Below are 24929 nucleotides of genomic sequence, written 5' to 3'. Positions count from 1 at the left end.
GGGCCCGGATCTCGGCGGGGAAGTTCGGCAGGGTCGACAGATCGTTGCCGAAGGACGCGGTCTCCGACGTGAACCGGTCACCGGTGAGCTGCATACCGTCACCCGAGTCCCCCGCGAACCGGATGATCACCCGATCGAGGCGCCGGACGGCCTTCACACCGCCCGGCTTGCGCTGCTCTCCAACGACGGTTCCGTCGGCCTGTTCCGTTGTCCTGCTGACCTGGCTGGTCACTGAACTGGACCTCCTTCGAGGCGGCTGTCCGGGCGTGGCCGTCCCGCGGACCATCCCGTAATCAACCCTACGTCGGTTAGGGTCGCCTTCCCGAGCCCGCTCGCATACTGGACGGAATTCTGAGACGACCTTTCGCCCTGACTTGTCGTGATTTTCCCTCCCCCTGGCCGCCTTCCGGTGCCGACACGTGCCGTCGGACCGTCAGGAGTTCAGATACGTCAGAACGGCCAGAACACGCCGGTGGTCACCGTCGCTCTGGGAGAGCCCGAGCTTGAGGAAGATGTTGCTGACGTGCTTCTCGACGGCTCCGTCGCTCACGACCAGCTGCCGGGCGATCGCCGAGTTCGTCCGTCCCTCGGCCATCAGCCCCAGCACCTCCCGCTCCCGCGGGGTCAGGCCCGCAAGCACGTCCTGCTTACGGCTCCGGCCCAGCAGCTGGGCGACGACCTCCGGGTCGAGCGCCGTACCTCCCTCGGCGACCCGCACCACGGCGTCCACGAACTCCCGCACCTCGGCGACCCGGTCCTTCAGCAGGTATCCCACGCCCCGGCTGGAACCGGCCAGCAGTTCGGTGGCGTAGCGCTCCTCCACGTACTGCGACAGCACCAGTACCCCGAGCCCCGGATGCGCCTTCCGCAGCCGTACGGCGGCCCGCACGCCCTCGTCGGTGTGTGTCGGCGGCATCCGCACATCCGCGACGACGACGTCCGGCAGCGCGTCCTGGGCACCCAGGTCGGCGATGGTCTTGACCAGCGCCTCCGCGTCCCCGACGCCCGCGACGACGTCATGCCCCCGGTCGGTCAACAGCCGGGTCAGCCCCTCTCTGAGCAGCACCGAATCCTCGGCGATGACCACCCGCACCCTGTCCTCCACGATCTCCCGTCCCCCCGCACCCCGTCCGGCGTACATGCCTGCCCTGTCCGAAAGTCCAGCATTCCAGCATTCGGATCGGGGCGCGTGCGGGTAACGACAGGAGGCGAACCAAAACAGGCCGCGGGGCGCGGTGGAAAACGGCCCCGCACCCCCTCCAGCCCGTCCGGCGTTTGAGGACGAGGCCGTTCAGGCCGAAGCGGGGGTCCGGGGGCGGCAGCCCCCGAAACGGGCGGTCGAAGGGGCCCACCCCCTGGAGGACGGGACGGGCAGGGGCGGCGGGGGCGAGAAACCGCCCTCAGCCACGCCAGGGCAGCTCCGCCGTCACCCGCGTAGGGCCGCCCACCGGCGAGTCCACCACCAGAATCCCGTCGACCGCGTCCAGCCGCTCGGCCAGCCCCGCCAGCCCCGACCCCCGCGCCGTGTCGGCACCCCCGACCCCGTCGTCCACGACCTGCAGCATCAACCGGTCCGAGCTCCGCCACACATCCACCGCCGCCTCGGTCGCCCGCGCGTGCTTGCTGACGTTCTGCAGCAACTCGGACACCGTGAAGTACGCGATCCCCTCGATCGCCGCCGCCGGCCGCTCCGCCAGGTCGACCTCCACCCGCACCGGCACCGTGCACCGCGAGGCCACCGCGGACAGCGCCGCGTCCAGCCCCCGGTCGGTCAGCACGGCCGGATGGATCCCGCGGGCCAGGTCCCGCAGCTCCTGCAGCGCGGTCTTCACCTCACCGTGCGCCTCGTCCACCATCCGCGCCGCGACCTGCGGATCCTCCCGCAGCTTCTCCTTCGCCAGCCCCAGATCCATGGCCAGCGCCACCAGCCGTGCCTGCGCCCCGTCGTGCAGATCCCGCTCGATCCGCCGCAGATCGGCGGCGGCGGTGTCCACGACGACCCCCCGGTCCGACTCCAGCTCCACCACCCGCGACGCCAGCTTCGACGGCCCCAGCAGCCCGTTCACCATCACCCGGTCCACCAGCGTCAGCGCCCGGACGATCCACGGCGTGGCCAGCGTGAACAGCAGCCCCACCAGCGCGGTCACCGTGATCTCGAACGGGTTGTCGAGGTAGACGCTGTGGTGAGCGTCGCCGTACAGCTGGAGCCCGCCCTGCCCGGCCCACATCGGGAACACCCAGAACCACAGCGGATACGTCAACAGGGCCCAGCCGTACGCCCAGAAGTTGAGGGCGACGACGAAGGAGAACATCGACCACGGGAACTGCAGGACCGCGTACAGCAGGTGACGCCAGGACGTGCCGCTCTTCAGTACCGCGCCGACCCAGGCGAAGAGCCCCGGCTTGCGCATCCGCAGCGGCTCCGGGTCGGCCACCTCCAGCCGCAGCAGCGCACGCGCGCGTGTCCGTTCCAGTGCCCCGAAGCCGCGGCACCCGGCGAGGGCCACCGCCAGCAGCGGGATCCCGATGAAGGTCACCAGCAGCCCGACACCGAGGGACAGCATCGTCACGGTCCACACGAACAGCGTGACGCCCACCGGCAGGCCCAGCAGGACATAGCCGAACTCACGCCAGCTGCGCGCCTCGAACGGCGCCCGCAGCACCGCCGGGACCCGGTGCCGACGCCCGCCGTACGGCTCGTGGCCGTATCCGCGGTCCCGCCCGTACCCGTCGTACTCGTGTCCGTACTCGTGTCCGTACTCCGTGGCCATCGGCGCCGCCCCGTCCTGTTCCAGCCTCATCGGCCCTGTCCTGCCGTAGCTCCACCCTGCTCCGTCACAGGTCGGGGAGCCATGGAGGCCGTCGGCGTCTTGAACGGGGGGTTTTCCCCACCCCCGCGCCCCACGTGCTGTCCTGTGCGCTGTTTTACGCCCGGTCGCGCCAGGGCAGCTCCGCGGTCACCGTGGTGGGGCCGCCGACCGGTGAGTCGACGACGAACAGGCCGTCGACCGCGCCCAGCCGGTCCGCGAGCCCGCGCATCCCGGAGCCGCCGTCCAGGCTCGCCCCGCCGCGCCCGTCGTCCCGTACCTGGATCAGCAGCCGGTCGTCGGCCCGCCACACGTCCACCGCGGCGGTACGCGCCCCGCTGTGCTTGCTGATGTTCTGCAGCAGCTCGGAGACGGTGAAGTAGGCGATGCCCTCGATCGCGGGCGCCGGTCTGGACGGCAGGTCGGCGGTCACCTGGACCGGCACCGTGCAGCGCGAGGCGACCGACGACAGCGCCGCGTCCAGCCCCCGGTCGGTCAGCACCGCCGGATGGATGCCGCGGGCGAGATCCCTGAGCTCCTGCAGCGCCAGCTTCACCTCGCCGTGCGCCTCCTCGACCATCGCGGCGGCCGCGTCGGGATCCTCCAGGAGCTTCTCCTTCGCCAGGCCGAGCCCCATCGCCAGATTGACGAGCCGGGCCTGCGCGCCGTCGTGCAGGTCCCGCTCGATGCGCCGCAGGTCGGCGGCGGCCGTGTCGACGACCACCCCCCGGTCCGACTCCAGTTCGGCGATACGGCGCTCCAGCTCGTCGGAGGGCGACAGCAGGCCGCGCACCATCGCCCGGTCCACGTTGGCCAGCCCGCGCGCGACGAACGGCAGCACCGGCCACAGCACGAACAGGGAGACCAGCGTGACGCAGAAGGTGAGGACCCCCCACGGCAGCCGGATGAAGTCGTACAGCAGCGTCCGCCAGCCCACCGGGTCCTTCAACGTCAGCCACAGCCGCCCGGAGCCCGCACCGCGCCGGCTCCACGGCAACGGGGTCGGCTCCTCCACCCGCACCCCGAGCAGCGCACGCGCGCGTGCCCGCTCCAGCTTCCCCAGCTGCCGGGCGCCCAGCAGGGTCGCGGCGAGCAGGGGGATGCCGATCACCGTCAGCGTCAGTACACCGCTCACCCACACCGTCGTGACGACGTAGACGAAGCCGAACAGCGACATCGGCAGGTTCAGCAGGAGGTGTGCGATCTCCTTCCACGTGTGACCGTCGAAGGCGAAGCGCACGGGCGGCAGTCGCTCGCGGTCCTCTCCGTCGTCGGCGAGGCTGAGGGATCGGGGTACGGGTGCGGTCATATGCGCCAGCGTGCCGTGTGCCATCGCACGACGCCATGGAGTTCCCCGCCCGGGCCACCCTGGGGAAAACCCCACCAGGCGGCCCCGGTCCCGGACCTCCACCGTGTCCCACCGTGTGACTGCCTGCTTACCGTGTCTTTATCAGGGCCTAGACTCCCGTGCGTACAGATCGTCGAATCAAGAGTTGACTGAGGTCACGGCACCGGGCCGGTCGGGCCCGTGGTCTGTCGAGGGAGCGAGGGACGCGCGATGAGGGAGACGGTGGGCGGTGAACCGACCGCGGTCCTCGCCGCGGACTACTTCGCGTCCTACTCGGTCGTGGGACTGCTGACGCTGGTCGGCGTGGTCTTCGTCGCCGTGGCCTTCGGCGCCGGCCGGCTGCTGCGCCCGGTGGTCCCCACGCCCGAGAAACTCCTCACCTACGAGTGCGGAGTCGATCCCGTCGGCGAGGGCTGGGCCCACACCCAGGTCCGCTACTACGTCTACGCCTTCCTCTACGTCATCTTCGCCGTCGACTCGATCTTCCTGTTCCCCTGGGCGACGGTCTTCGCCGCCCCCGGCTACGGCGCGACCACGCTCGTGGAGATGTTCGTCTTCCTCGGCTTCCTCGCCGTCGGCCTGCTGTACGCATACAAGAAGGGCGTCCTGACATGGACGTGACGCCGGACGCGACCGCGTCGGAGCCTGTTCCGCTGCCGGAGCCGAAGCGGCTGGGCACGCTCGCCCGCCTCGCCCCCGAACCGATGAAGGTCGTCCTCAACTGGGGTCGCCGCTACTCGCTCTGGGTCTTCAACTTCGGTCTCGCCTGCTGCGCGATCGAGTTCATCGCCGCGTCGATGGCCCGCCACGACTTCATCCGCCTCGGCGTGATCCCCTTCGCGCCGGGCCCCCGCCAGGCCGACCTGATGGTGGTCTCGGGCACGGTCACGGACAAGATGGCCCCGGCGGTCAAGCGCCTGTACGAGCAGATGCCCGAACCGAAGTACGTCATCTCCTTCGGCGCCTGCTCGAACTGCGGCGGCCCCTACTGGGACTCCTACTCGGTCACCAAGGGCGTCGACCAGATCATCCCCGTCGACGTCTACGTCCCCGGCTGCCCGCCGCGCCCCGAGGCACTCCTCCAGGGCATCCTCAAACTCCAGGAGAAGATCGCGGCGGAATCCCTGGGGGAGCGCTACGGCACCCCCCGCCCCTCCGCCGCGGCCCTCCAGAGCGGCGTGGTCCGGCCGCCGGCCGTCACGGGGGCCGAGGGCGAGGGGGACGCGCGATGACGGCCCCGGCCGGCTGGCTGCCCGCCCCCGTCGAGGAGCTCTTCGGCACCGGAGCCACGGCCGACGAGTCCTACGACGTCCTGACGGTCGACGTCCCTCCCTCCTCCTGGCTCGCCGCCCTCGAGATCGCCCGAACGACCCTCTCCTGTACCTACTTCGACTGGCTGAGCGCGGTCGACGAACCCGGCACCGGCTTCCGCGTCTCCGCCCACGTCGTCGCCCTCGCCCCGGTCCGCCGCCTGCTCCTGCGCACGACCGTCCCGCACGCCGCCCCCGAACTCCCGTCCGCCGTCGGCGTCTATGCGGGCGCCCGCTGGCACGAACGCGAGACCCACGAGATGTTCGGCGTCCGCTTCACCGGCCACCCCGGCCTGGACCACCTCCTCCTCCCGGAGACCTTCGAGGGCCACCCTCTCCGCAAGGACTTCGTGCTCGCCGCCCGCGTCGCCAAGGCCTGGCCCGGCGCCAAGGAACCGGGCGAGTCCGACCACGGCGGCCCCAAGCGCCGCCAGATGCTCCCCCCGGGCGTCCCCGACCCGAACGAGTGGGGTCCCCTCAAGGGCCAGCTCCCGGCCGCCCCCGCCCGTCCGGCCCGCACCGCAGCAGGCCGCGCAGCCGGCGACCGCCCGGTGCGGCGCTCCCGCACGGCCGCGGAAGGCTCGGCGAGCCAAGCGGCGGAGGCAGCCGAGGCGGCCGAGGCGGCCGAGGCGACTGCGACGCCGGGTGCGGCGGGACCGACGGCCACTCCGCGCAGGGCACGGAGCGCGAGCGCGGGGTCCGCTTCGCAGCGGACAGCCTCCGCTGCGCAGGGCGCGCCGCCCACCGAGGAGGCCGTTGCGGAACGCGCCGGCGCGGAGGGGGCCGCCCGGGCGGCGGGGCCGTCGGCTGCTCCGCGGGGGCCACGCAGGGCGCGTACTGCCTCGGGCGGCTCCGCTTCCCAGCGTGCGCCGGAAACGGAGCCGGGGACGGAGACGGAGCCGGACACGCCGGCGGTGCCGGCCACCCCGGCCCGCCCCGCAACCCCCCGCAGCTCGGACGCGCCGTGGCACCACGCACGTCCGGCTTTCGACGAACCGGAGGCCGGGGGACCGCAGGGCGATACGCCCGGGGAGCCCGCCCCTGAACCATCGGCCCCGAAGGCACCGGACTCCGAAACCCCCACCCCTGAGGCCGCCCCCGAAGCTCCGGCCCCCGACGACACCGACCCCGAACACCCCGCCCGCCACGACGACCCCTCAGGAGGCCCGCAGTGAACGACGCTCTGGACGTCGCCCTGCGACTCCTCGTCGTGTTCGTCGTCTTCCTCACCTTCCCTCTGATCGTCGGTCAGACCGAGCACAAGGTGATGGCCCATATGCAGGGCCGCCTCGGCCCGATGTACGCCGGTGGCTTCCACGGCTGGGCCCAGCTGATCGCCGACGGCGTGAAGTTCGCGCAGAAGGAGGACGTGGTCCCGGCGGGCGCGGACCGCCGCGTCTTCCAGCTGGCCCCCGCGGTGGCCCTCCTCCCGTATCTGCTCGTACTGCTCGCCATCCCGATCGGCCCGGGCGAGGGTGCCGTGGGCCAGGTTCTGGACGCGGGTGTGTTCTTCGTGCTGGCCGTGATGGGCGTCGGCGTCCTCGGCTCGCTCATGGCCGGCTGGGCCAGCGCCAACAAGTTCTCCCTTCTCGGCGGCCTGCGCACCGCCGCCCAGCTCCTTGCCTACGAACTCCCGATGCTGCTCGCCGCCGCCTCCGTGGCGATGGCGGCCGGTACCGTCTCCCTGCCGGGTATCGTCGGCGCCTTCCACTGGTGGTGGCTGCCCTGGCAGATCACCGGCGGCCTGGTCTTCTTCGTCGCCGGCCTCGCGGAACTCCAGCGGCCCCCCTTCGACATGCCCGTCGCCGACTCGGAGATCATCTTCGGCGCGTACACCGAGTACACCGGCCTGCGCTTCGCCCTGTTCCTGCTGGCCGAGTACGCCGGGATCGTCGTCCTGTGCGGCCTGACCACCGTCCTCTTCCTGGGCGGCTGGCACGGCCCGTGGGGTGCGGACGGCCTCGGCTGGCTGTGGACCCTTCTGAAGACGGCGCTCCTCGCCTTCGTCGTGATCTGGCTCCGCGTGACCTATCCCCGGCTGCGCGAGGACCAGTTGCAGAAGTTCTCCTGGACCCTTCTCGTGCCCCTTTCTCTCGCCCAGATCGCCCTCACCGGCGTCGTCAAGGTGGTGATCTCCTAGTGGCCCCCATCCCTGGCTCGGGCCTGGCCAAGGGCCTGGCCGTCACCCTGCGCACGATGACCCGGAAGTCGGTCACCGAGCAGTACCCGGACGCCCTTCCCGACCTCCCGCCCCGCACCCGCGGTGTGATCGGGCTGTTCGAGGAGAACTGCACGGTCTGCATGCTCTGCGCCCGTGAGTGCCCCGACTGGTGCATCTACATCGACTCCCACAAGGAGACCGTCCCGCCGGCGGCCCCGGGCGGCCGTGAACGCAGCCGCAACGTCCTGGACCGCTTCGCCATCGACTTCTCCCTGTGCATGTACTGCGGTATCTGCATCGAGGTGTGTCCTTTCGACGCCCTGTTCTGGTCACCGGAGTTCGAGTACGCCGAGACCGACATCCGCGAGCTCACCCACGAGCGCGACAAGCTCCGCGAGTGGATGTGGACGGTGCCCGCCCCGCCCGCCCTCGACCCCGGCGCGGAGGAGCCGAAGGAGATCGCAGCCGCCCGCAAGACCGCCGAGAAGCTCGCCGCCGCGCAGACGGAGCCGTCCGACGACCGCGCCGAGCCGGGGGAGGGGCAGTCGTGACCGCCATGGCTCAAGCGCCGCACGGTTTCCTGTCCCCGACCGGTGTGGAGGTCGCCTTCCTCCTCGTGGGCCTGGTCACCTTCGGCGCCGCGCTCGTCACGGTCACCACCCGCCAGCTGGTGCACGCCGCCCTGTGGCTGGTGGTCGCCCTTGGCGGACTCGCCGTCGAATACCTCCTGCTCACCGCCGAGTTCATCGCCTGGGTGCAGGTCCTCATCTACGTGGGTTCCGTCGTCGTCCTCCTTCTCTTCGGTCTGATGCTCACCAAGGCCCCGATCGGCCGCTCCCCGGACGCCGACTCCGGGAACCGCTGGTTCGCGCTGGGAGTCGCCGTGTCCGCGGCGGCCGCTCTGGTCTGGGTGGTCGTGGACGCCTTCCGCACCACCTGGATCGACCTGGACGGCGCCGCCGCCGGTTCGACGAAGGTCACCGGTGCGAGCCTCTTCCAGAACTGGGTCCTGCCCTTCGAGGCCCTCTCCGTCCTCCTCCTCGCGGCCCTGGTCGGAGCGATCGTCCTGTCCCGGAAGGCGAAGGCGGAGCCGGCCCCGCCCCCTGTGAACGGCCGGGCCGTCACGCAGGGTTCCCCCTCCGTCACGGATTCCGGGATTCACCCGATCGGGGAAGAGGCCCAGCAGGAACCCGAGCAGGAAGGCGCCCGCTGATGCACCTCGCCTATCCCGCCGTTCTCTCCGCTCTCCTCTTCTGCACCGGCCTGTACGGCGTCCTCGCCCGTCGCAACGCGATCCTGGTCCTGATGTCGGTCGAGTTGATGCTCAACGCCGTCAACCTCAACCTCGTCGCCTTCGACGTCTGGCTGAGCAAGGCCGCCCGGGACACCCTGCACTCGGGTCAGGCGCTGACCCTGTTCACCATCGCCATCGCCGCCGCCGAGATCGGCATCGGCCTGGCGATCGTCCTCGCCGTCTACCGCAACCGCGGCACCTCCGACATCGACCGGCTCCGCGACACCGCCGAGGGCCACGAAAGCGGTACGCCCAAGGGCGGGACGGCCGACGAGAAGGCTGAGGCCACCGCGTGACCACGACCACCCTCGCCGTCCTGGTCCCCCTCCTGCCGTTCCTCGGCGCCGCCGCCGGTCTGCTCCTGGGGCGCACCGCACCCGGGTTCGTCCGCCCGCTGGCGGTCCTGCCGACGCTCGCCGCGCTGGCCCTCGCCTGCACGGTCGCCGCCGGCCAAGGGGGCGGCCAGGCCGTGGACGCCCACACCGAGCTCACTCCGACCGGCTCGGTCCCGATCGAACTCGCCCTGCACATCGACGGCTTCGCCGCCCTCGTCGCGGTCCTGGTCGCCTTCGTCGCCGCCTGCGTGCAGATCTACTCGACCGGCTACCTCCGGGACGACCCGCGCTACCCCTCGTACGCCGCCCTCGTCTCCCTGTTCACCGCCGCGATGCTGCTGGTCGTCTACTCCGGTGACCTGATCGTGCTGCTGGTCGGCTGGGAAGTCATGGGCATCTGCTCCTACTTCCTGGTCGGCCACTACTGGGAGACCCCCGAGGCGCGCGCCGCCTCCGTCAAGGCCTTCCTGGTCACCAAGCTCGGCGACGTGCCGTTCCTGATCGGCCTGTTCGCGCTGGCCACCGACGCCGGGTCGTTCCGCATCACCACGGTCCTCGGCACCGTCGCGAACGGCGGACTGCACCATCCCACCCTCGTCGGCCTGCTGCTCCTGTGCGGCGTGGCCGGCAAGTCCGCGCAGTTCCCGCTGCACACCTGGCTCCCCGACGCGATGGCCGGCCCGACCCCCGTCTCCGCGCTGATCCACGCCGCGACGATGGTCGCCGCCGGCGTCTACTTCGTCGCCCGTCTCCTTCCGGTCTTCGAGGCCAGTGCGGCCGTGATGGTCGTCCTCGCCGCCATGGGCGCCGTCACGATGATCGGTTCGGCCCTCGCCGCCCTCGCCCAGGACGACATCAAGCGGGTCCTCGCCTACTCGACGATCGGCCAGCTCGGCTACATGACCGGCGCGCTCGCCGTCGGCGACCGCGGTGCCGCCGTCTTCCACCTCCTGTCCCACGGCGCCTTCAAGGCGCTGCTCTTCCTCGCGGCAGGCGTGATCATCCACGCCTCCGGCACCAACTCGCTGGCCGTCATGTCCCGCACGTCCGGGCTGCGGGACCGCGTCCCGGACGCCTACTGGACGATGACCGTGGCCCTGCTCGCGCTGGCCGCGATCCCTCCCTTCAGCGGCTTCTTCTCGAAGGAGTCCGTCCTCGGCGCCGCCGAGCACGTCGCCACCGGTCACACCGAGCACGCCCCCGGCAGCGCCGGCTGGATCGTCCTGGTCGCGGGCCTGGCCACCGCCCTGCTCACCGCCGCCTACGCGACCCGGCTGTGGCTGCTCACCTTCCGGGGCCGGGGTGCCGAGGCACCGGACCACGGCAGGCAGCCACTGTCCATGACCGTGGTCCTGTGGGTCCTGGCCGTGCCGTCCCTCGCGTTCGGCGGGTTCGCCTACCGGTCGCTGCCCGGCTGGTTCGACGGCCGTGCCCTCACCCCGACCCTGACCACCTCGGTCCTCGGCACCGGCCTCGCGCTCGTCGGCGGGCTCGTCACCTACGGCGCCTGGCAGCGCACCAGGACGTCGGCCGCCCTCGCCCCGCTGGGCGCGGTCGCCGCCCACCCGGAGGGCGACGCCGGACTGGTCGAGGCCGAGGCCATCGCCGCCCACAGGCCCGCGTTCGGTGACGTGGCCTACGCGCCCGACCCGGCGGACCCCGGCCGGCAGCTGCTCGGCCCGCTGCACCGGCACGCGGCGGAAGGGTTCCACCTGGACGCCGTCTACGACGCGCTGTTCGTCCGCCCGGTGCTGGCCGCCGCGAGCCTCGTCCAGTTCCTCGACCGCGAGGTCGTCGACACCTACGTCCGAGGTGCGGCAGCCCTGCCGCGCCTGCTGGGCACCGCCGTACGACGGGCCCAGACCGGCAACGTCCAGACCTATGTGAGCGCGCTGCTCGCCGGCACCGTCGTCCTGGCGGTCGCCGTCCTCCTCGTCGCCACGGGAGCGTGAGCAGACGTGATCGATATCAGCGAGTCCGTGATGCAGTTCCTTCTGGCATTGATCGTCGTAGGCCCGCTTCTCGGAGCCGTCGCCGCCCTGCTGCCCGCCCCGCCCGGGCTGAAGGGGAAGTCGCCCGAGCAGGCGGTACTCCGGCACGGCGTGACCGTGACCGGCGCGGTCCTCGTCGCCGCGATCGTCCTCGCGCTCGGCTTCGACAGCGGCCATCCGTCGAGGATGCAGGCCACGACCGACATCAGCTGGATCCCCGCGCTCGACGTGCGCATCCACCTCGGCATCGACGGCATCTCCCTCCCCCTCGTGGTCCTGACCGCGCTGCTGACCTTCCTCTGCGCGCTCTACTCGTACTTCAACCCGCCCACGGGGCCGTCCCCGAAGGCCTTCGTCGCCCTGCTGCTCGTCCTGGAGTCCGGCGTCCTCGCGAGCTTCGCCGTCCTCGACCTGCTGCTGTTCTTCCTCGCGTTCGAGACGGTGCTCATCCCGATGTACTTCCTCATCGCCCGCTGGGGCGGGGCGGGACGGACCCGGGCCGCCTGGAAGTTCATCCTCTTCACGCTGCTCGGATCCGTCGTCATGCTGCTCGGCCTGCTCCTGATCGGAATCAAGGCGGGCACCTTCGACATGGTGGCACTCGCCACTGACAACGGCCGGTCGCTGACCACGTCCGTGCAGGTCATCGCCGTTCTCGCGATCGGGATCGGGCTCGCGGTCAAGACCCCGATGTGGCCGCTGCACAGCTGGCTGCCGGATGCCCACACCGCCGCGCCCACCGTCGGCTCCGTCCTGCTGGCCGGAGTCCTGCTGAAGATGGGCACGTACGGGTTCGTCCGGATCCTGCTGCCGGCCGCGCCGGACGGGTTCCGCACCTTCGCGCCCTACCTGGCCGCCTTCGCCGTCGTCGGGATCATCTACGGGTCGTTGGCCTGCCTGAACCTGGCCAAGCGAGGCGCACGGGGCGATCTCAAGCGGCTGATCGCCTACTCGTCCGTCGGTCACATGGGCTTCGTCCTGCTCGGCATCGCCACCATGACCCCGACCGGCGTCAACGGCGCCCTGTTCGCCAACATCGCCCACGGCCTCATCACCGGCCTGCTGTTCTTCCTGGTCGGCGGCCTGAAGGACCGCACCGGCACGACCGACCTGGACACCCTGGCCGAGAAGACGGGGGCCGCGCTGTACGGCAGGGCACCGCGCCTCGGCGGACTGCTCGCGTTCGCCGCCGTGGCCTCGCTCGGGCTGCCGGGACTCGCCGGGTTCTGGGGCGAGATGCTGGCCCTGTTCGGCGCGTTCGAACCAGCCGCCCCCCTCAGCCGCCCCGCCTTCCTGACCTTCATGGCGATCGCCGCCTTCGGCACCCTCCTGACGGCCGCCTACATGCTGGCCGTGGTCCGCCGCGTGTGCATGGGTGCCGCATCCCAGGAAGTGCCGAAGCTCGCCGACGTCCGCAGCTACGAGTGCGCGGCCTGGACCCCGCTCGTCGCCCTCACCGTCGTCGCCGGACTGTGGCCGAAGGCCCTGCTCGGTCTGACCGACCCGGCCGTGCAGCAGCTCCTTTCAGGAGGCACCCGATGAGCGCCCTGGCCCAGCCGCTGGCCGCGAACCTCGTCCAGTCCGTCGACTGGCTCGCCATCGCCCCGCCCACCCTCACCGCGGCCGTCGGCCTCGCCGTCCTGGTCGCCGACCTGTTCGTGCCCGAGGCCAGGAAGCCGCTCCTCGGCTGGCTCTCGGTCGCCGGACTCGCCGCCGCCGCTCTCCTGCTGCTCCCGCTCTTCGACCACGACCGCAGCACCTTCTGCCTGACAGGCGCCACGCGCGCGTGCAGCTACACGGCCGACCGGTTCACCCTGGTCGTGCAGTTCCTCGTCCTCGGCGGTGCCCTGCTCACGGCCCTGCTGTCCCTGACCGCGCTGAAGGACGGCAACCGCCGCTACCCCCAGGGCGAGTTCTGGTTCCTGCTGCTCTCCTCGGCCGCCGGCGCCGCCCTGCTGCCCGCCTCCCGTGACCTCGCCACCCTCATCGTCGCCCTGGAGGTCGCCTCCCTGCCCGCCTTCGCCCTCGTCGGGATCCGGCACGGTGACAAGAGGTCCTCGGAAGCGGCCCTGAAGTTCTTCCTGTCCTCGGTGACCGCGACCGCCGTCAGTCTCATGGGCGTCAGCTTCGTGTACGCCACCACCGGCACCGTCTACCTCACCCAGGTCGCCGAACGCATCCAGCACGTCGACGGACAGCTGCACACGCTCGCCCAGACGGGCGTCGTCCTCACCCTCGTGGGTTTCGCGTTCAAGACGGCCGCCGTCCCCTTCCACTTCTGGGTGCCCGACACCTACGTCGGCGCCCCGCTCCCGATCGCCGCCTACCTGTCCGTCGTCGGCAAGGCCGTCGGCTTCTCCGGGCTGATCCTGGTCACCGTCGTCGCCTTCCCGTCCTACGCCGACGTCTGGGGCCCCGCGCTCGCCGCCCTGGCCGCGCTCACCATGACCGTCGGCAACGTGGCGGCCCTGCGCCAGCAGGCCACGCGCGCGTACAGCGCGGTACGACTGCTCGCCTGGTCGTCAGTGGGCCAGGCCGGCTATCTGCTGGTGCCGATCGCAGCCGCCGGACACGCCGAGGACGCCCGCAAGGCCGTCGGCTCCACCGTCGCCTACGCCCTCATGTACGCCGCCGTGAACCTCGGTGCCTTCGCGGTGGCCGCCGCCGTCGCCCGTACCGCGCGGCTCAACCGGATCTCCGACTACCGCGGCCTGTACGCCAGGAACCCACTGACCGCCCTGCTCCTGGCGTTCTTCCTGCTGTGCCTCGCCGGGCTCCCGCCCGGCGTCATCGGCCTGTTCGCGAAGGTCACCGTCTTCTCGGCGGCCGTCGGCGCCGGCCTCGGCTGGCTCGCCGTCGTCATGGCCGTCAACGTAGTGATCGCCCTCTACTACTACCTCCAGTGGACGGCCCTGCTGTTCCGTGCCCCCGAGGGCGAGCCCGTCAGGCACCGCCTCCCGGCCCCTCTCACGGCCGCGCTCGCCCTGACCGGCACCCTCGGCGTCGTCCTGTCCGGCGCTCCGCAGCTGGTACTGCGCTTCGCCACCACCGGCCTGTTCTGACGACGCGCACGCGCGCGTGCGAACCGTCCGCGCCAGGCGGCGGTCCCTCACCCGGACGGCTCACCCGGCGCACAGCGGACACAAGGGAACTAGTGGCCGTCGCCTGGCGTTGACCAGTGCGGGAGGGTCCACTGGACGTGTTCACCAGGACACCGGTGGCATCGCAGATCGGAAGGCAGCGCCGCAGGCAAAGGGTTCCCCTGCCGCACGACTTGGAGGGCGTACCGTGCACCGCCGGCACAACGGGCTCAGGACCGCAGTTCTCCTCGGGGGACTGTCGGCACTCATCATCGTCATCGGCAGCTTCTTCGGCCGGACGGGTCTGATCGTCGCGGTCCTCGTCGCCCTCGGCACGAACGCGTACGCGTACTGGAACAGCGACAAACTGGCGCTACGCGCGATGCGTGCGCGCCCCGTGAGCGAGTTCGAGGCCCCGGCCCTGTACCGGATGGTCCGCGAGCTCTCCACCCAGGCCCGCCAGCCCATGCCCCGCCTGTACATCTCGCCGACGGAGGCACCGAACGCCTTCGCCACGGGCCGCAATCCGCGCAACGCCGCCGTGTGCTGCACGGAGGGGATCCTGCGCATCCTGGACGAGCGGGAACTGCGCGGCGTCATCGGCCACGAACTCAGCCACGTCTACAACCGCGACATCCTCATCTCGTCGGTCGCCGGCGCCCTCGCCTCGGTGATCATGTTCCTGGTCAACTTCGCCTGGCTCATCCCGGTCGGCCGTTCGGACGACGACGACGGTCCCGGCTTCCTCGGCCTGCTGCTGATCATGATTCTGGGTCCGCTCGCCGCCAGCCTCATCCAGCTCGCCATCAGCCGCTCCCGGGAGTACGAGGCGGACGCTTCCGGCGCCCAGCTCACCGGCGACCCGCTCGCCCTCGCCGGCGCCCTGCGCAAGCTGGACGCCGGCACCAAACAGCTCCCGCTGCCCCCCGAGCCCCGGATCGAGACCGCGAGCCACATGATGATCGCGAACCCCTTCCGCCCGGGCCAGGGACTGTCCAAGATGTTCTCGACGCACCCGCCCATGGCGGAACGGATCGCCCGGCTAGAGAAGATGGCAGGTCGCCCTCAGTGAAGACCATCCTGAACATCATTTGGCTCGGGATCGTTCCTCAGGGTGCAGCATCGCGCTCGGGGCGACTCGCCCTTCGATGATCATCGGCGGTAGGAGCTGAGGTTCGGGAAGAGAGCAAGCTCGATCCTGATCGAGTCGCCCCAGAGGGGGGTGCCGTCCTCGTCGGTCTTGGCATGCTTGCCGCGAAAGACGAGCACGGCGTCGAGCACGGGCGTCGGCATCACTCGATCACGGAGGTTGTCACGTGTCCAAGACTTGCCCGTACGAGATTTGATTCCATCCGAGTTCAGACGGATCGTGGCCTTACGGAGGTTGAGGCCCTCGCTGACGACCAGGTCGTACACGCGCTTGATGACCTTCGCCTCATCCTCGTCGACCACCAAGTACGAGCCGGGAGTTCCCTTGTTGGCGATGCGGTAGCCGTAGGGAGGGCGCCCACCGATGTGCGCGGCCGGCGTGAGTTCCGCCTTTTCCTGCAACCCGCCCTGGGTGCGGTCTCGGATCGTCTCCCACTCGGTCTCTGCGTACTCGGCATCGCGGCGCATCTTCTTGCGCCCCTCGGTCGTCGTGTTGTCGTAGTCGTCGGCCACGACGGCGACGTAAACGCCGATGTCTTCGAGGGCCCACACCCAACGCCAGAAGGCGCGGCCCTTACGACCGATCACACGGCCGTCCGGCACCACCACGATTATGAACGCAAGGGCAGCAACTTCCTCGCCTTCCTGGGCCTCGCCGCAGCTCTCATCTGCTACAAGAAACTCGCGAAACTCACCACGTGAGACAACTTCTAAAGGTGCAGGCCAGGTGAATTTGCGCACAGGTCACATCAGTCGGGCAATTACTGAGATTCAGCGCGCGATGTCGCCTGCCGCAGTCTTCTGAGCTGCGCCGATCGACTGAACCGGTGTCCGTGATCTGTCCGCCGCGCCGTCGTGGACCTGGGCCGCGTCACCCTGTCGCGCGGATAATCGCGCGAATCAGCCCGAGAACTGCCACCGGCGGCCGGCACGGCAACGGTGGCTGTCGACACCGCGGACGAGGAGGCTGCGAGTTGCCGACTGTGTGATCACAGGTATGGAGCCGCAGGCCAAGGAGACGAATCTGTGGAGAAATGGACGCATTTCTCGGTGACCGCCGAGACCAGGCGTTTGTGGAGGGTCACGTTCGACAGCCCGCCGATCAACCTGGTGTCCCCGGAGATGCTCACCGAGCTTCCGAGACTGGTCGATCAGATGGAGGCTGCTTCGGAGCTGCGGGTGTCCGTGTTCGAGTCGGCGAACTGCGACTACTTCCTGAACCACTACGACACCTCCAGGGTGGCTGAGACTCCCAAGGAGCTGGGCGCCAGCGGCCACCCGCTCCTGATTGACGCCAGCACCCGCCTGTCACGTCTGCCGGTCGTCTCGGTCGCCAAGGTCAGGGGCCGCGTCAGGGGGGTCGGCAGTGAGCTAATCCAGGCGATGGACATGCGCTTCGCCAGTGAGCGGGCGTTGTTCTGCCAGCCCGAGACCGCCAACGGCAACCTGCCTGGCGGCGGTGGCCTTGAACATCTGCCCCGGCTGCTCGGCCGTGCCCGGGCGCTGGAGGTGGCCCTGTCCAGTGACGACTACTCGGGTGAGCTGGCCGAGCGGTACGGCTGGGTCAACCGTACGGTCGCCGACAGCGAACTCGACGCGTTCGTCGACACCCTGGCCCGCCGGATCGCCTCCTTTGACACGGAATCGATCGCTGCCGTCAAGCGGCAGGTCAACCGGTCCACGCTGCCGTCCGCGGAGGATCTGCAGTCCTCCTACGACCTCTACATGCACTCCTTCGGCTGGCCGGGTTCCCAGCGCAGGCTTCCGGCTGCCACCGCCGCAGGACGCAATCAGCCTGGCGACTACGAATTGCGCCTGGGCTACCACCTCGGACGCCAGCCGGCGGAGGACACACACGATGCGCACGTGCGTTTTGAAGGTCAGTAGTTCGGAAGGGTTGCGGCTTTGAGGGGCCGATTGCCGCGACCCGAGAGATATCAGCGCCCGCCGAAAGCCTGATCCGTGGGTACGACCTCTCGGCCCAAAGGCATGAGTGAGATCGGGATGAGCTTAAGGTTGGCCCAACCGAACGGGATCCCGATGATCGACAAGAACAGCGGGATGCTCGTGATCAGGTGGGCCAGGGCCAGCCACCACCCCGCGAAGATCACCCAGATCACGTTGCCGATGAAGGATCCGGCGCCGGCGTCCGGCCGTTCCACAGTGGTCCGCCCGAATGGCCACAGGACGTAGCCGGCGATACGCAGGGACGCGATGCCAAACGGGATGGTGATGATCAAGACGAAGCAGATCAGCGCTGCGATCAGGTAGCCGAGCGCCATCCAGAAGCCGCAGAAGACGAGCCACAGGATGTTGAGCAGCAGGTTGAACACCTTCATGGTCGGTACCATCTCCAGGTCACTCCGTCGGCATGCCTGCTGCCACAAGTATCAGCCGGTCAGGCGTCCAGGCGGAAGCGCAGCGCCCTTGTAGCGGGATTGGGGGCGTCCCGAGACGATCCCGTTCGGTGTAGCTGCTTTTCGTATGGGCGTATACGCCCTGTGGCCCTTCGGGTACACGACCGTGGAGCGTCGCGACGCGGGTTCCCCCTCCTGCGTCGGCAACGTCCTGTGGCTGGTCCTGGCGGGCTGGTGGCTGGCCCTCGCCCACATCGTCACCGGCATCGCGATGTGCCTGACGATCATCGGCATCCCGTTCGGCGTCGCCAACTTCAAGCTGATCCCGGTCTCCCTGCTCCCGCTCGGACGCGAGATCGTGCCCACGGACCAGCCGTTCGCGACTCGCTGACCGCACCTCGTCCGCCCCCTCCCGGCGTCCCTGGCGCACGAGTTGTCCACAGGCCGGAGTGTCGGCGGGAGGTCGTCCACAGGCCGGCGCGATTGTCGGTGGCGACCTGCATCATGAAGCCATGACCGAGATCGAGCAGTTGCTGACACAGGTGACCGTTCAGGCCCGCAACTCCCGCCCGTGGGGCTGGCCTTCGCTCCCCGCGCCTGTCGACGCCGCCACGCTCGACCGCGCCGGCCGGACCCTGGGCTTCCCGCTGCCGCCTCTTCTCGCCGCGCTCTACGAGCGGGTGGGCGACGGCGGTTTCGGCCCGTCGTACGGCCTGCTGCCCCTGCTCGACTCCGCGCCCTCGGGGGAACCGGCCGCCGTCGCCCAGTACCTCAGCAACCGCGAGTACGGCCGCAAGAACCCGGACTGGCCGTGGCCCGAGGGCGTCCTGCCGATATCCCACTGGGGCTGCGGCATGTACGCGTGCGTGGACTGCCGGGACCCGCAGGCAACGGTCCTGCTCTACGAGCCCAATGCCGACGACGCCGACGGCGCCTGGTTCGTGGACGCGCCGAGCCTGGCCGGCTGGCTTCGCATCTGGCTGGAGGGAACGGGCTGGTACGAGGAGACCGACGCGGGCACGGATCTGGGGCCCTGGGCCGGCTTCCGGACCCGCACGGCCCCGGAGGAGGTCTTCTGAGAGGGGGCCTCCCGACCGCGTGGGATCTCCCGACCGCCTCCACCGCCGTCCCACGCCGCCGCTCACGGTCGCTGTCGCCGGGACGGTCACCGTGCCTACCGGGCCGCCATCCACCGCCGTACGGCGTACGCCGCCGCACCCACCGCCAGTACGGCCGCTCCCGCGACCACCGAGGCCACCGGCAGCGCGAAAGCGAGGATCACGCACCCCAGCAGTCCCACCACCGGTACCGCCCGCGCCCGCGGCGCCGTATCCAGTGTCCACGCCGATGCGTTGGCCACCGCGTAGTACGCCAGCACACCGAAGGAGGAGAAACCGATGGCACCCCGGACGTCCGCCGTCGCCGCCGCCACGGCGACCACCGCGCCGACCGCCAGCTCCGCGCGGTGCGGGACCTGGAAACGCGGGTGCACCGCGGCCAGCGCCGACGGCAGATGACCGTCGCGGGCCATGGCCAGCGACGTCCGCGACACCCCGAGGATCAAGGCCAGCAGCGAGCCGAGCGCGGCCACCGCAGCCCCCACCCGCACCACGGGCACCAGCCCCGGCGCCCCGGCCGCCCGCACCGCGTCGGCCAGCGGCGCGGCCGCCCGGCCGAGCCCGTCCGTCCCCAGCACCGAGACCGCGGCCACCGCCACGCACGCGTACACCACCAGAGTGATCCCCAGGGCCAGCGGGATCGCACGCGGAATGGTGCGCGCCGGGTCCCGTACCTCCTCACCGAGGGTCGCGATCCGCGCATACCCCGCGAACGCGAAGAACAGCAGGCCGGCAGCCTCGAGCACCCCGGCCAGGCCCGTCGGGAGCCCGATGCCCAGCCGCCCTGCGTCCGCCGCCCCGGACGTCAGGCACACGACCACCACGGAAGCGAGGACCGCCAGCACCACGGCCACGATCACCCGCGTCAGCCAGGCCGACTTCTGGACACCGCCGTAGTTCACCGCGGTCAGCGCCACCACGGCCGCGACCGCCACCGCGTGCGCCTGCCCCGGCCAGACGTACGTGCCCACGGTGAGCGCCATCGCGGCGCAGGACGCCGTCTTGCCGACGACGAACGCCCAGCCCGCGAGGTACCCCCAGAAGGCGCCGAGCCGCTCCCGCCCGTACACGTAGGTGCCGCCCGACTGCGGGTACCGGGCGGCCAGGCGCGCCGAGGACATGGCGTTGCAGTAGGCGACCAGCGCGGCGACGGCCAGTGCGGGCAGCAGTCCCGACCCGGCCGCGCGGGCCGCGGGGCCCAGTGCGGAGAACACTCCGGCGCCGACCATCGAGCCCAGGCCGACGATCACGGCGTCGTGCACGCCCAGCGTGCGCCGCAGACCGGAAGGAGGAGTGGAAGCCATGCGGCGCACCCTACTGATCACTGCAACCGTGGGGCATCGCCCAGGCGTCCTTGCCGTCGACAGGGAACGAACACGCGCGTGACGGACACATGCGGACGGCTCGGACGGCTAGCCCGGCGCAACCCGTCCGGCACAGCCGGACCGGACCTGAATCACAGGGCCGGAAGAGTGCGAACACAGCGCGGAAGGGCAGGTTCAGGTCATGGGCATCATCAGCTGGATCATCCTGGGACTGTTGGCCGGCGCCATCGCCAAGTTCCTGCTGCCGGGACGCGACCCGGGCGGCTTCATCGGCACGACTCTCATCGGCATCGTGGGTGCGTTCCTCGGCGGCTGGATTTCGGCGCGCTGGCTGGACCACCCGGTTGCCAAGAACTTCTACGACGGCGCGACCTGGGTGGCGGCGATCGGCGGCTCGCTGGTCCTGCTGATCGCCTACCGCATCCTGTTCGGCAACTCGCGCGACTGACCACCTCGGCCGGCCCGGGGCCGGCGCACGTGAAGGGCGGGCACCGCGCGGTGCCCGCCCTGTGTGCTTCGGAGGCGCTGCCTACCGGTAGTTCACGAACTGGAGCGCGAAGTCGAAGTCCTGGCCCTTCAGGAGCGCGATCACGGCCTGGAGGTCGTCGCGGCTCTTGGAGCTGACGCGCAGTTCGTCGCCCTGGACCTGGGCCTTCACGCCCTTGGGGCCCTCGTCGCGGATGATCTTCGCGACCTTCTTCGCGTTCTCCTGGGAGATGCCCTCCTCGATCGACGCGAAGATCTTGTACTCCTTGCCGGAAAGCTGCGGCTCGCCCGCGTCCAGCGCCTTCAGCGAGATGCCACGCTTGATCAGCTTCGACTGGAAGACGTCGAGGATCGCCTTGACCCGCTCCTCGGAGTTCGCCTGCATCAGGATCTTCTCGCCGGACCAGGCGATCGAGGCGTCCACGCCCTTGAAGTCATAGCGCTGGGAGACCTCCTTGGCGGCCTGGTTGAGGGCGTTGTCGACCTCCTGCCGCTCGACCTTCGAGACGATGTCGAAACTGGAGTCGGCCATGTCCTGTGGCTCCTTGTATCGGGGGGTGTGACGGGATGCGTTGCGGCGCGCGCGGCGGCCGCCGGGCCCGGGGTGGGGACCGGGCCGCATCCGCACCAGCCTAGCCATCCCGCGTCCCGCGAGCGGCGATCAATCGGGTGGCGGAGCACCCCTGTGGATCGGGTATTGTTTACGTCGTTGCCAGGGAGCACCGCCGAGAAGCGGTTCGATCTGGTGGCAGGACCCCGGCGGTGTGCCCGAGCGGCCAAAGGGAGCAGACTGTAAATCTGCCGGCTCAGCCTTCCCAGGTTCGAATCCTGGCGCCGCCACACGGGAACGAAGGGCCCGTGACCTGCGATCAAGCAGGTCACGGGCCCTTCGTCATGTCCTTGTGCGTGCGCCTTCACGCAGACCGGGCCGCGTGGCCGCGAGGCGTGATGAAGATCATGAGGGTGCTTCGCCGGACGAGGCGGCCGGGCAGCGGTCGGTCGCGGGGGTCCCGCCTCGGGGCACACTGAACACATGTCCTCCCGACGCAGAACCTGCCCGGTGTGCCACCGTGAAATCGCCGTCGTGGCGGGCCGTTTCGCGCGGCACGACCCGCCCGGGGCGCGTGAGGCCGGGCAACTGGTCTCCTGTTCGGGCTCACGGCAGCAGGCCCTGATCGGGGCCGTGGAGCCCTCGTTGGACGGTTACGTCCTGCCGGAGTTCCCCGGGCAGCTGCCGCTGTTCTGAGAACTCAGTTCCCGGCCACCGACTTCACGGCCACCGTGACCGGCGCCGACCCGCCGATCAGCTCCAGGGTCAGGCCGGCCGTCGCCGAGGTGTCCACCAACTCGGCGAGTACGGCGGCCACGTCGTCTCGCGTGACCGCACCCCGGCCCGTGTGCGCCTCCAGACGGACCAGGCCGGTGCCCGGCGCGTCCGTCAGGGCACCGGGGCGCAGGATCGTCCAGTCCAGGCCGCTCTGGCCGGTCACGTATGCGTCGGCGGCGCCCTTGGCCCGCAGATACACGTCGAAGACCTCGTCGCCCTGGTGCGCCGGATCCGCGCCCATCGAGGAGACGACCACGAAACGGCGCACGCCCGCGCGCACGGCCGCGTCGGCGAACAACACCGCCGCACGCTTGTCCACCGTCTCCTTGCGGGCAGTGCCGCTCCCCGGGCCCGCGCCCGCCGCGAACACCGCCGCGTCAGCCCCCCGCAGAACAGCCGCGACCTCGTCGACCGACGCCGACTCCAGGTCCAGCAGCACCGGTTCGGCACCGGCCGCCCCCAGGTCGTCGCCCTGCTCGGCGTTCCGGATGATTCCCGCGACCTCGTCCCCGCGCGCGGAGAGCAGCCGCTCCAGCCGCAACGCGATCTGACCATGACCACCAGCGATGACAATGCGCATGTTTCAGACCGTACGCCCGAAGGCCCGCGTCCGCTGCACGACTTCATGCGCCCCACGCGCCGGGCGGTACCGCCCGGCGCGTGGGGCCGGTTCGAGCGCGCTGCGGAGATCCCTCGCTCCAGGGCGCGCGCTCCCGCGCCCTGCGTGCGCATGGGCGTTCGCGCTCCCGCGCCCCTCAGGACAACTCCCCCCGCCCCTGTCGCGGCAGCCCGAGTTCCGCTGCCACCGCCGAGTTGCAGTACTCGCGGACCGCGCTGGTGCGTGCCACCACGCGCCCCCGGTGCACCACGATCCGGCTGTAGGCGAGCGAGAGCGCGCCGGCCAGGTGGTCGCCGCGTACCGCGAGGAGTTCGGCGGGGAAGCCGGCCTCGACGCGGACCTCGGGAAGGCCGAGGGCGGCGCGGGAGGCGGTGCTCACGGCGTCGTAGGCGTCCTGGGGGCGCAGGCCGTGCCGGGAGGCCAGGAGGTAGGCCGCCTCCAGCGGGTCGCCGCGGCCGACGGGGTTCGACAGGTCGCGCAGGGCGCCGCTGCCGGCGGCGATCCGCACCCCGGCCGCGCGCAGCAGCCGTACCGGAGCCGTGCCGCGGCGGTCGACGGAACCGCAGCCGCCCTGGGGCAGGCACACCACCGTGATGCCGGCCGCGGCGAGCTGGTCCGCGACCCGCGCGGCCACCTCGGAGGGCAGGCGCGCGAGCCCGGCGCACGGTCCGAGGGCCACGCCGGGGCGCATGCCGCCCGCCATCGCCGCGAGCCTGGCCAGCCTGGCCGGATCGGTGGCGTCCGTGTGCAGGTCGACGGGGCAGCCGTGTTCGGAGGCCACCTCCAGGACCGCCTCCGCGTAGCCGGTGGGATCGGGGTCCAGGTCGGGGCAGCCGCCCACCACGGACGCGCCCATCTTCGCGGCGTCCCGGAGCATGGCGAGTCCGTCGGCGCCGGCGATCCCGGTCAGCACGCGCGGCATCGCGACGGTCGTGAGCTCCGCGAGCCCGCGCAGCGAGCGGCGCGCCTGCAGGACGGCGGCAAGGGCGCCCAGCCCCTGGACGTCGCCCACGCGCACGTGGGCGCGTACCGCCGTCGCACCGTGTCCCAGCTGCAGCAGGGCCGCCTCGGTGGCGCGGCGCTGGACGTCCTCGGGTTCGTAGGAGACCGGGCCGTCGTGTTCGGCGGAGAGCGCTGTGTCGCCGTGGGCGTGCGGTTCGGCCGGGGCGGGGAGGAGGAGGTAGCCGGTCAGGTCCACGCGTGTGCCGCCCGTGCGGGCCGGGCCCGGCGCCAGGCTGCCCGCCGTCCCCACTGCCTCGATGCGCCCGCAGCCCAGTCGTACGTCCACGGTCCGGCCGTCGGTGAGCCGTGCCCCGCACAGCAGGAGTGCGGCGGGGTCGGGCCGGCCGGAGGAACCCTGCGGGTTGGACGACGACGAGGGCGGCTGCGGCTGGCTGTCGGGCATCGCGCTCCATGAGGTTCGGTCCAGGCGTTGGACTCAAGATCACGCAGAGTGAGTCGAGCCTAGGGTGGCGAGCCGCGTGGGGCGGGGAGGAGCGCAATAGTCGTACCGGAGCCGTCGGACCTGCGGGGAACGGTTCGGCACGCGCGCGTGGGGAGTGCCGGAAGGGGCCCCGGAGGCCGTCGTGAGCCGTGCGGAAGGGGCCGGGAAGGGCGGCGGGAAACGGATTTGGGCGAACGGCGGCCGAGCGTGTAATGTCTTCATCGCTCGCCCCAATAGCTCAGTCGGCAGAGCGTCTCCATGGTAAGGAGAAGGTCTACGGTTCGATTCCGTATTGGGGCTCTGGTGTGAGAGGTTCCCGTCGCGAGGCGGGGGCCGATCTCATCAAAGCGGTGTAGCTCAGTCGGTAGAGCAAGCGGCTCATAATCGCTGTGTCACCGGTTCAAGTCCGGTCACCGCTACTGACAGTAGCCGATTGCGGGGTCGGTCCTTCGATCGGCTACTCTTTCTTGCGTTGAATCAGTCCATCCGTTCGTCTTAGGAGCACTCACGTGGCTGCCACCGACGTCCGCCCGAAGATCACGCTGGCCTGCGTGGAGTGCAAGGAGCGGAACTACATCACCAAGAAGAACCGGCGTAACAACCCGGACCGTCTTGAGATGAAGAAGCACTGCCCGCGTTGCAATGCGCACACCGCGCATCGCGAGACGCGATAACAAACAGGCTCGTCCGTGAGGCCGTCCCCGACTCGGGGGCGGCCTCACGGCGTTTCGGCCGATGCCTTCCCGCTAGTTTGTGGGGCAGCACAGCAGACATCAGG

The 24929-nt window shown here is 70.8% G+C and carries 25 protein-coding genes, 3 tRNA genes and 3 pseudogenes; 21 read left to right on the top strand and 10 right to left on the bottom strand.

Going from position 1 to position 24929, the window contains the following annotated elements; genetic code table 11:
• The 4 genes and pseudogenes from JF597_RS37365 to JF597_RS37350 form a co-directional block, all read right to left on the bottom strand.
• A pseudogene (locus JF597_RS37365) lies at positions 1 to 232 on the bottom strand (2-oxoglutarate ferredoxin oxidoreductase subunit alpha); the annotation flags it as partial.
• Between the two features lie 201 nt (positions 233 to 433).
• Entirely contained in the window at positions 434 to 1141 is a 708-nt protein-coding gene (locus tag JF597_RS37360) for a response regulator transcription factor (RefSeq protein ID WP_294006371.1), read from the bottom strand.
• A 259-nt stretch (positions 1142 to 1400) separates the two neighbouring features.
• Positions 1401 to 2771 (bottom strand): sensor histidine kinase, encoded by a 1371-nt coding sequence (locus JF597_RS37355; RefSeq protein ID WP_294006379.1) that lies wholly within the window; start codon positions 2769 to 2771, stop codon positions 1401 to 1403.
• Positions 2772 to 2925: 154 nt separating this feature from the next.
• The gene (locus JF597_RS37350) at positions 2926 to 4116 is read right to left on the bottom strand and encodes a sensor histidine kinase (RefSeq protein ID WP_294006369.1); all 1191 of its coding nucleotides are present in this window, start codon (positions 4114 to 4116) and stop codon (positions 2926 to 2928) included.
• 249 nt (positions 4117 to 4365) lie between these two features.
• On the opposite strand from JF597_RS37350, the gene JF597_RS37345 reads away from it, so the two are divergent.
• From JF597_RS37345 to htpX, 11 genes are all read left to right on the top strand, one after another.
• On the top strand, positions 4366 to 4776 hold the full coding sequence (locus tag JF597_RS37345; protein WP_294006367.1) for an NADH-quinone oxidoreductase subunit A: 411 nt from the start codon (positions 4366 to 4368) through the stop codon (positions 4774 to 4776).
• Entirely contained in the window at positions 4767 to 5387 is a 621-nt protein-coding gene (locus JF597_RS37340; protein ID WP_294006364.1) for an NADH-quinone oxidoreductase subunit B, read from the top strand. The genes JF597_RS37345 and JF597_RS37340 overlap by 10 nt, the downstream gene beginning before the upstream one ends.
• A complete protein-coding gene (locus tag JF597_RS37335) occupies positions 5384 to 6640 on the top strand; it encodes an NADH-quinone oxidoreductase subunit C (RefSeq protein ID WP_294006362.1) in 1257 nt (418 codons plus the stop codon). Before JF597_RS37340 ends, JF597_RS37335 begins: the two co-directional genes overlap by 4 nt.
• Positions 6637 to 7605, top strand: coding sequence for a complex I subunit 1 family protein (locus tag JF597_RS37330; protein ID WP_294006359.1), 969 nt, complete (start codon positions 6637 to 6639; stop codon positions 7603 to 7605). Before JF597_RS37335 ends, JF597_RS37330 begins: the two co-directional genes overlap by 4 nt.
• Positions 7605 to 8177, top strand: a complete 573-nt coding sequence (locus JF597_RS37325) for an NADH-quinone oxidoreductase subunit I (protein WP_294006356.1) — start codon at positions 7605 to 7607, stop codon at positions 8175 to 8177. Before JF597_RS37330 ends, JF597_RS37325 begins: the two co-directional genes overlap by 1 nt.
• A gap of 5 nt (positions 8178 to 8182) precedes the next feature.
• Entirely contained in the window at positions 8183 to 8839 is a 657-nt protein-coding gene (locus tag JF597_RS37320; protein ID WP_294006377.1) for an NADH-quinone oxidoreductase subunit J, read from the top strand.
• The gene (nuoK, locus tag JF597_RS37315) at positions 8839 to 9216 is read left to right on the top strand and encodes an NADH-quinone oxidoreductase subunit NuoK (protein WP_294006353.1); all 378 of its coding nucleotides are present in this window, start codon (positions 8839 to 8841) and stop codon (positions 9214 to 9216) included. The genes JF597_RS37320 and nuoK overlap by 1 nt, the downstream gene beginning before the upstream one ends.
• On the top strand, positions 9213 to 11207 hold the full coding sequence (locus JF597_RS37310; RefSeq protein WP_294006350.1) for an NADH-quinone oxidoreductase subunit L: 1995 nt from the start codon (positions 9213 to 9215) through the stop codon (positions 11205 to 11207). The genes nuoK and JF597_RS37310 overlap by 4 nt, the downstream gene beginning before the upstream one ends.
• A gap of 6 nt (positions 11208 to 11213) precedes the next feature.
• Complete coding sequence (locus tag JF597_RS37305) at positions 11214 to 12788, top strand: NADH-quinone oxidoreductase subunit M (protein ID WP_294006347.1); 1575 nt, start codon at positions 11214 to 11216, stop codon at positions 12786 to 12788.
• On the top strand, positions 12785 to 14308 hold the full coding sequence (locus JF597_RS37300; RefSeq protein ID WP_294006344.1) for an NADH-quinone oxidoreductase subunit N: 1524 nt from the start codon (positions 12785 to 12787) through the stop codon (positions 14306 to 14308). Before JF597_RS37305 ends, JF597_RS37300 begins: the two co-directional genes overlap by 4 nt.
• Positions 14309 to 14534: 226 nt before the next feature.
• Positions 14535 to 15398 (top strand): zinc metalloprotease HtpX, encoded by an 864-nt coding sequence (htpX, locus tag JF597_RS37295; RefSeq protein ID WP_294006341.1) that lies wholly within the window; start codon positions 14535 to 14537, stop codon positions 15396 to 15398.
• A gap of 80 nt (positions 15399 to 15478) precedes the next feature.
• On the opposite strand, the gene JF597_RS37290 is transcribed toward htpX, so the two are convergent.
• Entirely contained in the window at positions 15479 to 16027 is a 549-nt protein-coding gene (locus tag JF597_RS37290; RefSeq protein WP_366916498.1) for a recombinase family protein, read from the bottom strand.
• Positions 16028 to 16080: 53 nt separating this feature from the next.
• Between JF597_RS37290 and JF597_RS37285 the strand changes: the two are divergent.
• Together JF597_RS37285 and JF597_RS37280 are read left to right on the top strand one after the other, a co-directional pair.
• Positions 16081 to 16177 (top strand): annotated as a pseudogene (locus JF597_RS37285) (IS5/IS1182 family transposase); the annotation flags it as partial.
• Between the two features lie 324 nt (positions 16178 to 16501).
• The gene (locus JF597_RS37280) at positions 16502 to 17362 is read left to right on the top strand and encodes an enoyl-CoA hydratase/isomerase family protein (RefSeq protein WP_294006338.1); all 861 of its coding nucleotides are present in this window, start codon (positions 16502 to 16504) and stop codon (positions 17360 to 17362) included.
• A gap of 50 nt (positions 17363 to 17412) precedes the next feature.
• On the opposite strand, the gene JF597_RS37275 is transcribed toward JF597_RS37280, so the two are convergent.
• Positions 17413 to 17814: a YccF domain-containing protein gene (locus tag JF597_RS37275; RefSeq protein ID WP_294006335.1), complete on the bottom strand. Its 402-nt coding sequence runs from the start codon at positions 17812 to 17814 to the stop codon at positions 17413 to 17415.
• A gap of 118 nt (positions 17815 to 17932) precedes the next feature.
• Between JF597_RS37275 and JF597_RS37270 the strand changes: the two are divergent.
• Positions 17933 to 18223, top strand: a pseudogene (locus tag JF597_RS37270) (YccF domain-containing protein); the annotation flags it as partial.
• Between the two features lie 121 nt (positions 18224 to 18344).
• Complete coding sequence (locus JF597_RS37265; protein WP_294006332.1) at positions 18345 to 18911, top strand: SMI1/KNR4 family protein; 567 nt, start codon at positions 18345 to 18347, stop codon at positions 18909 to 18911.
• Positions 18912 to 19006: 95 nt separating this feature from the next.
• Here the strand turns inward: JF597_RS37265 and JF597_RS37260 are convergent, their stop codons facing one another.
• A complete protein-coding gene (locus JF597_RS37260) occupies positions 19007 to 20254 on the bottom strand; it encodes an amino acid permease (protein ID WP_294006329.1) in 1248 nt (415 codons plus the stop codon).
• Positions 20255 to 20456: 202 nt separating this feature from the next.
• Between JF597_RS37260 and JF597_RS37255 the strand changes: the two genes are divergently transcribed.
• Positions 20457 to 20723 carry a GlsB/YeaQ/YmgE family stress response membrane protein gene (locus JF597_RS37255; RefSeq protein WP_294006326.1) on the top strand — a complete coding sequence of 89 codons (267 nt, stop codon included), beginning with the start codon at positions 20457 to 20459 and terminating at the stop codon, positions 20721 to 20723.
• Between the two features lie 81 nt (positions 20724 to 20804).
• On the opposite strand, the gene JF597_RS37250 is transcribed toward JF597_RS37255, so the two are convergent.
• A complete protein-coding gene (locus tag JF597_RS37250) occupies positions 20805 to 21293 on the bottom strand; it encodes a YajQ family cyclic di-GMP-binding protein (RefSeq protein WP_093499708.1) in 489 nt (162 codons plus the stop codon).
• 226 nt (positions 21294 to 21519) lie between these two features.
• Between JF597_RS37250 and JF597_RS37245 the strand changes: the two genes are divergently transcribed.
• Both JF597_RS37245 and JF597_RS37240 read left to right on the top strand, forming a co-directional pair.
• Positions 21520 to 21601 (top strand) — tRNA-Tyr (locus JF597_RS37245).
• A 193-nt stretch (positions 21602 to 21794) separates the two neighbouring features.
• Entirely contained in the window at positions 21795 to 22007 is a 213-nt protein-coding gene (locus JF597_RS37240; RefSeq protein WP_294006321.1) for a hypothetical protein, read from the top strand.
• 4 nt (positions 22008 to 22011) lie between these two features.
• Here the strand turns inward: JF597_RS37240 and JF597_RS37235 are convergent, their stop codons facing one another.
• The gene (locus tag JF597_RS37235) at positions 22012 to 22668 is read right to left on the bottom strand and encodes an SDR family oxidoreductase (RefSeq protein WP_294006318.1); all 657 of its coding nucleotides are present in this window, start codon (positions 22666 to 22668) and stop codon (positions 22012 to 22014) included.
• Positions 22669 to 22843: 175 nt separating this feature from the next.
• Positions 22844 to 24112 carry a hydrolase gene (locus tag JF597_RS37230; RefSeq protein WP_294006315.1) on the bottom strand — a complete coding sequence of 423 codons (1269 nt, stop codon included), beginning with the start codon at positions 24110 to 24112 and terminating at the stop codon, positions 22844 to 22846.
• Positions 24113 to 24378: 266 nt separating this feature from the next.
• Between JF597_RS37230 and JF597_RS37225 the strand changes: the two genes are divergently transcribed.
• From JF597_RS37225 to rpmG, 3 genes are all read left to right on the top strand, one after another.
• Positions 24379 to 24451, top strand: a tRNA-Thr gene (locus JF597_RS37225).
• A 46-nt stretch (positions 24452 to 24497) separates the two neighbouring features.
• Positions 24498 to 24570 (top strand) — tRNA-Met (locus JF597_RS37220).
• A gap of 90 nt (positions 24571 to 24660) precedes the next feature.
• Positions 24661 to 24825, top strand: a complete 165-nt coding sequence (gene rpmG / locus JF597_RS37215) for a 50S ribosomal protein L33 (RefSeq protein ID WP_003948671.1) — start codon at positions 24661 to 24663, stop codon at positions 24823 to 24825.
• Positions 24826 to 24929 lie beyond the last annotated feature (104 nt).

The sequence above is a fragment of the Streptomyces sp. genome (genome assembly GCF_019510245.1).
In the GTDB taxonomy this organism is placed as follows: Bacteria; Actinomycetota; Actinomycetes; order Streptomycetales; family Streptomycetaceae; genus Streptomyces.
The sequence above is the reverse complement of the archived record's forward strand: the minus strand, read 5'-3'. Positions and strand labels throughout refer to the sequence as shown.

Coding starts and splice junctions, on each gene's coding strand:
- JF597_RS37360 (WP_294006371.1), bottom strand. CDS start 1,141: ATGTACGCCGGACGGGGTGCGGGGGGACGGGAGATCGTGGAGGACAGG.
- JF597_RS37355 (WP_294006379.1), bottom strand. CDS start 2,771: ATGGCCACGGAGTACGGACACGAGTACGGACACGAGTACGACGGGTAC.
- JF597_RS37350 (WP_294006369.1), bottom strand. CDS start 4,116: ATGACCGCACCCGTACCCCGATCCCTCAGCCTCGCCGACGACGGAGAG.
- JF597_RS37345 (WP_294006367.1), top strand. CDS start 4,366: ATGAGGGAGACGGTGGGCGGTGAACCGACCGCGGTCCTCGCCGCGGAC.
- JF597_RS37340 (WP_294006364.1), top strand. CDS start 4,767: ATGGACGTGACGCCGGACGCGACCGCGTCGGAGCCTGTTCCGCTGCCG.
- JF597_RS37335 (WP_294006362.1), top strand. CDS start 5,384: ATGACGGCCCCGGCCGGCTGGCTGCCCGCCCCCGTCGAGGAGCTCTTC.
- JF597_RS37320 (WP_294006377.1), top strand. CDS start 8,183: ATGGCTCAAGCGCCGCACGGTTTCCTGTCCCCGACCGGTGTGGAGGTC.
- nuoK (WP_294006353.1), top strand. CDS start 8,839: ATGCACCTCGCCTATCCCGCCGTTCTCTCCGCTCTCCTCTTCTGCACC.
- JF597_RS37300 (WP_294006344.1), top strand. CDS start 12,785: ATGAGCGCCCTGGCCCAGCCGCTGGCCGCGAACCTCGTCCAGTCCGTC.
- JF597_RS37275 (WP_294006335.1), bottom strand. CDS start 17,814: ATGAAGGTGTTCAACCTGCTGCTCAACATCCTGTGGCTCGTCTTCTGC.
- JF597_RS37265 (WP_294006332.1), top strand. CDS start 18,345: ATGACCGAGATCGAGCAGTTGCTGACACAGGTGACCGTTCAGGCCCGC.
- JF597_RS37260 (WP_294006329.1), bottom strand. CDS start 20,254: ATGGCTTCCACTCCTCCTTCCGGTCTGCGGCGCACGCTGGGCGTGCAC.
- JF597_RS37255 (WP_294006326.1), top strand. CDS start 20,457: ATGGGCATCATCAGCTGGATCATCCTGGGACTGTTGGCCGGCGCCATC.
- JF597_RS37250 (WP_093499708.1), bottom strand. CDS start 21,293: ATGGCCGACTCCAGTTTCGACATCGTCTCGAAGGTCGAGCGGCAGGAG.
- JF597_RS37240 (WP_294006321.1), top strand. CDS start 21,795: ATGTCCTCCCGACGCAGAACCTGCCCGGTGTGCCACCGTGAAATCGCC.
- JF597_RS37235 (WP_294006318.1), bottom strand. CDS start 22,668: ATGCGCATTGTCATCGCTGGTGGTCATGGTCAGATCGCGTTGCGGCTG.
- JF597_RS37230 (WP_294006315.1), bottom strand. CDS start 24,112: ATGCCCGACAGCCAGCCGCAGCCGCCCTCGTCGTCGTCCAACCCGCAG.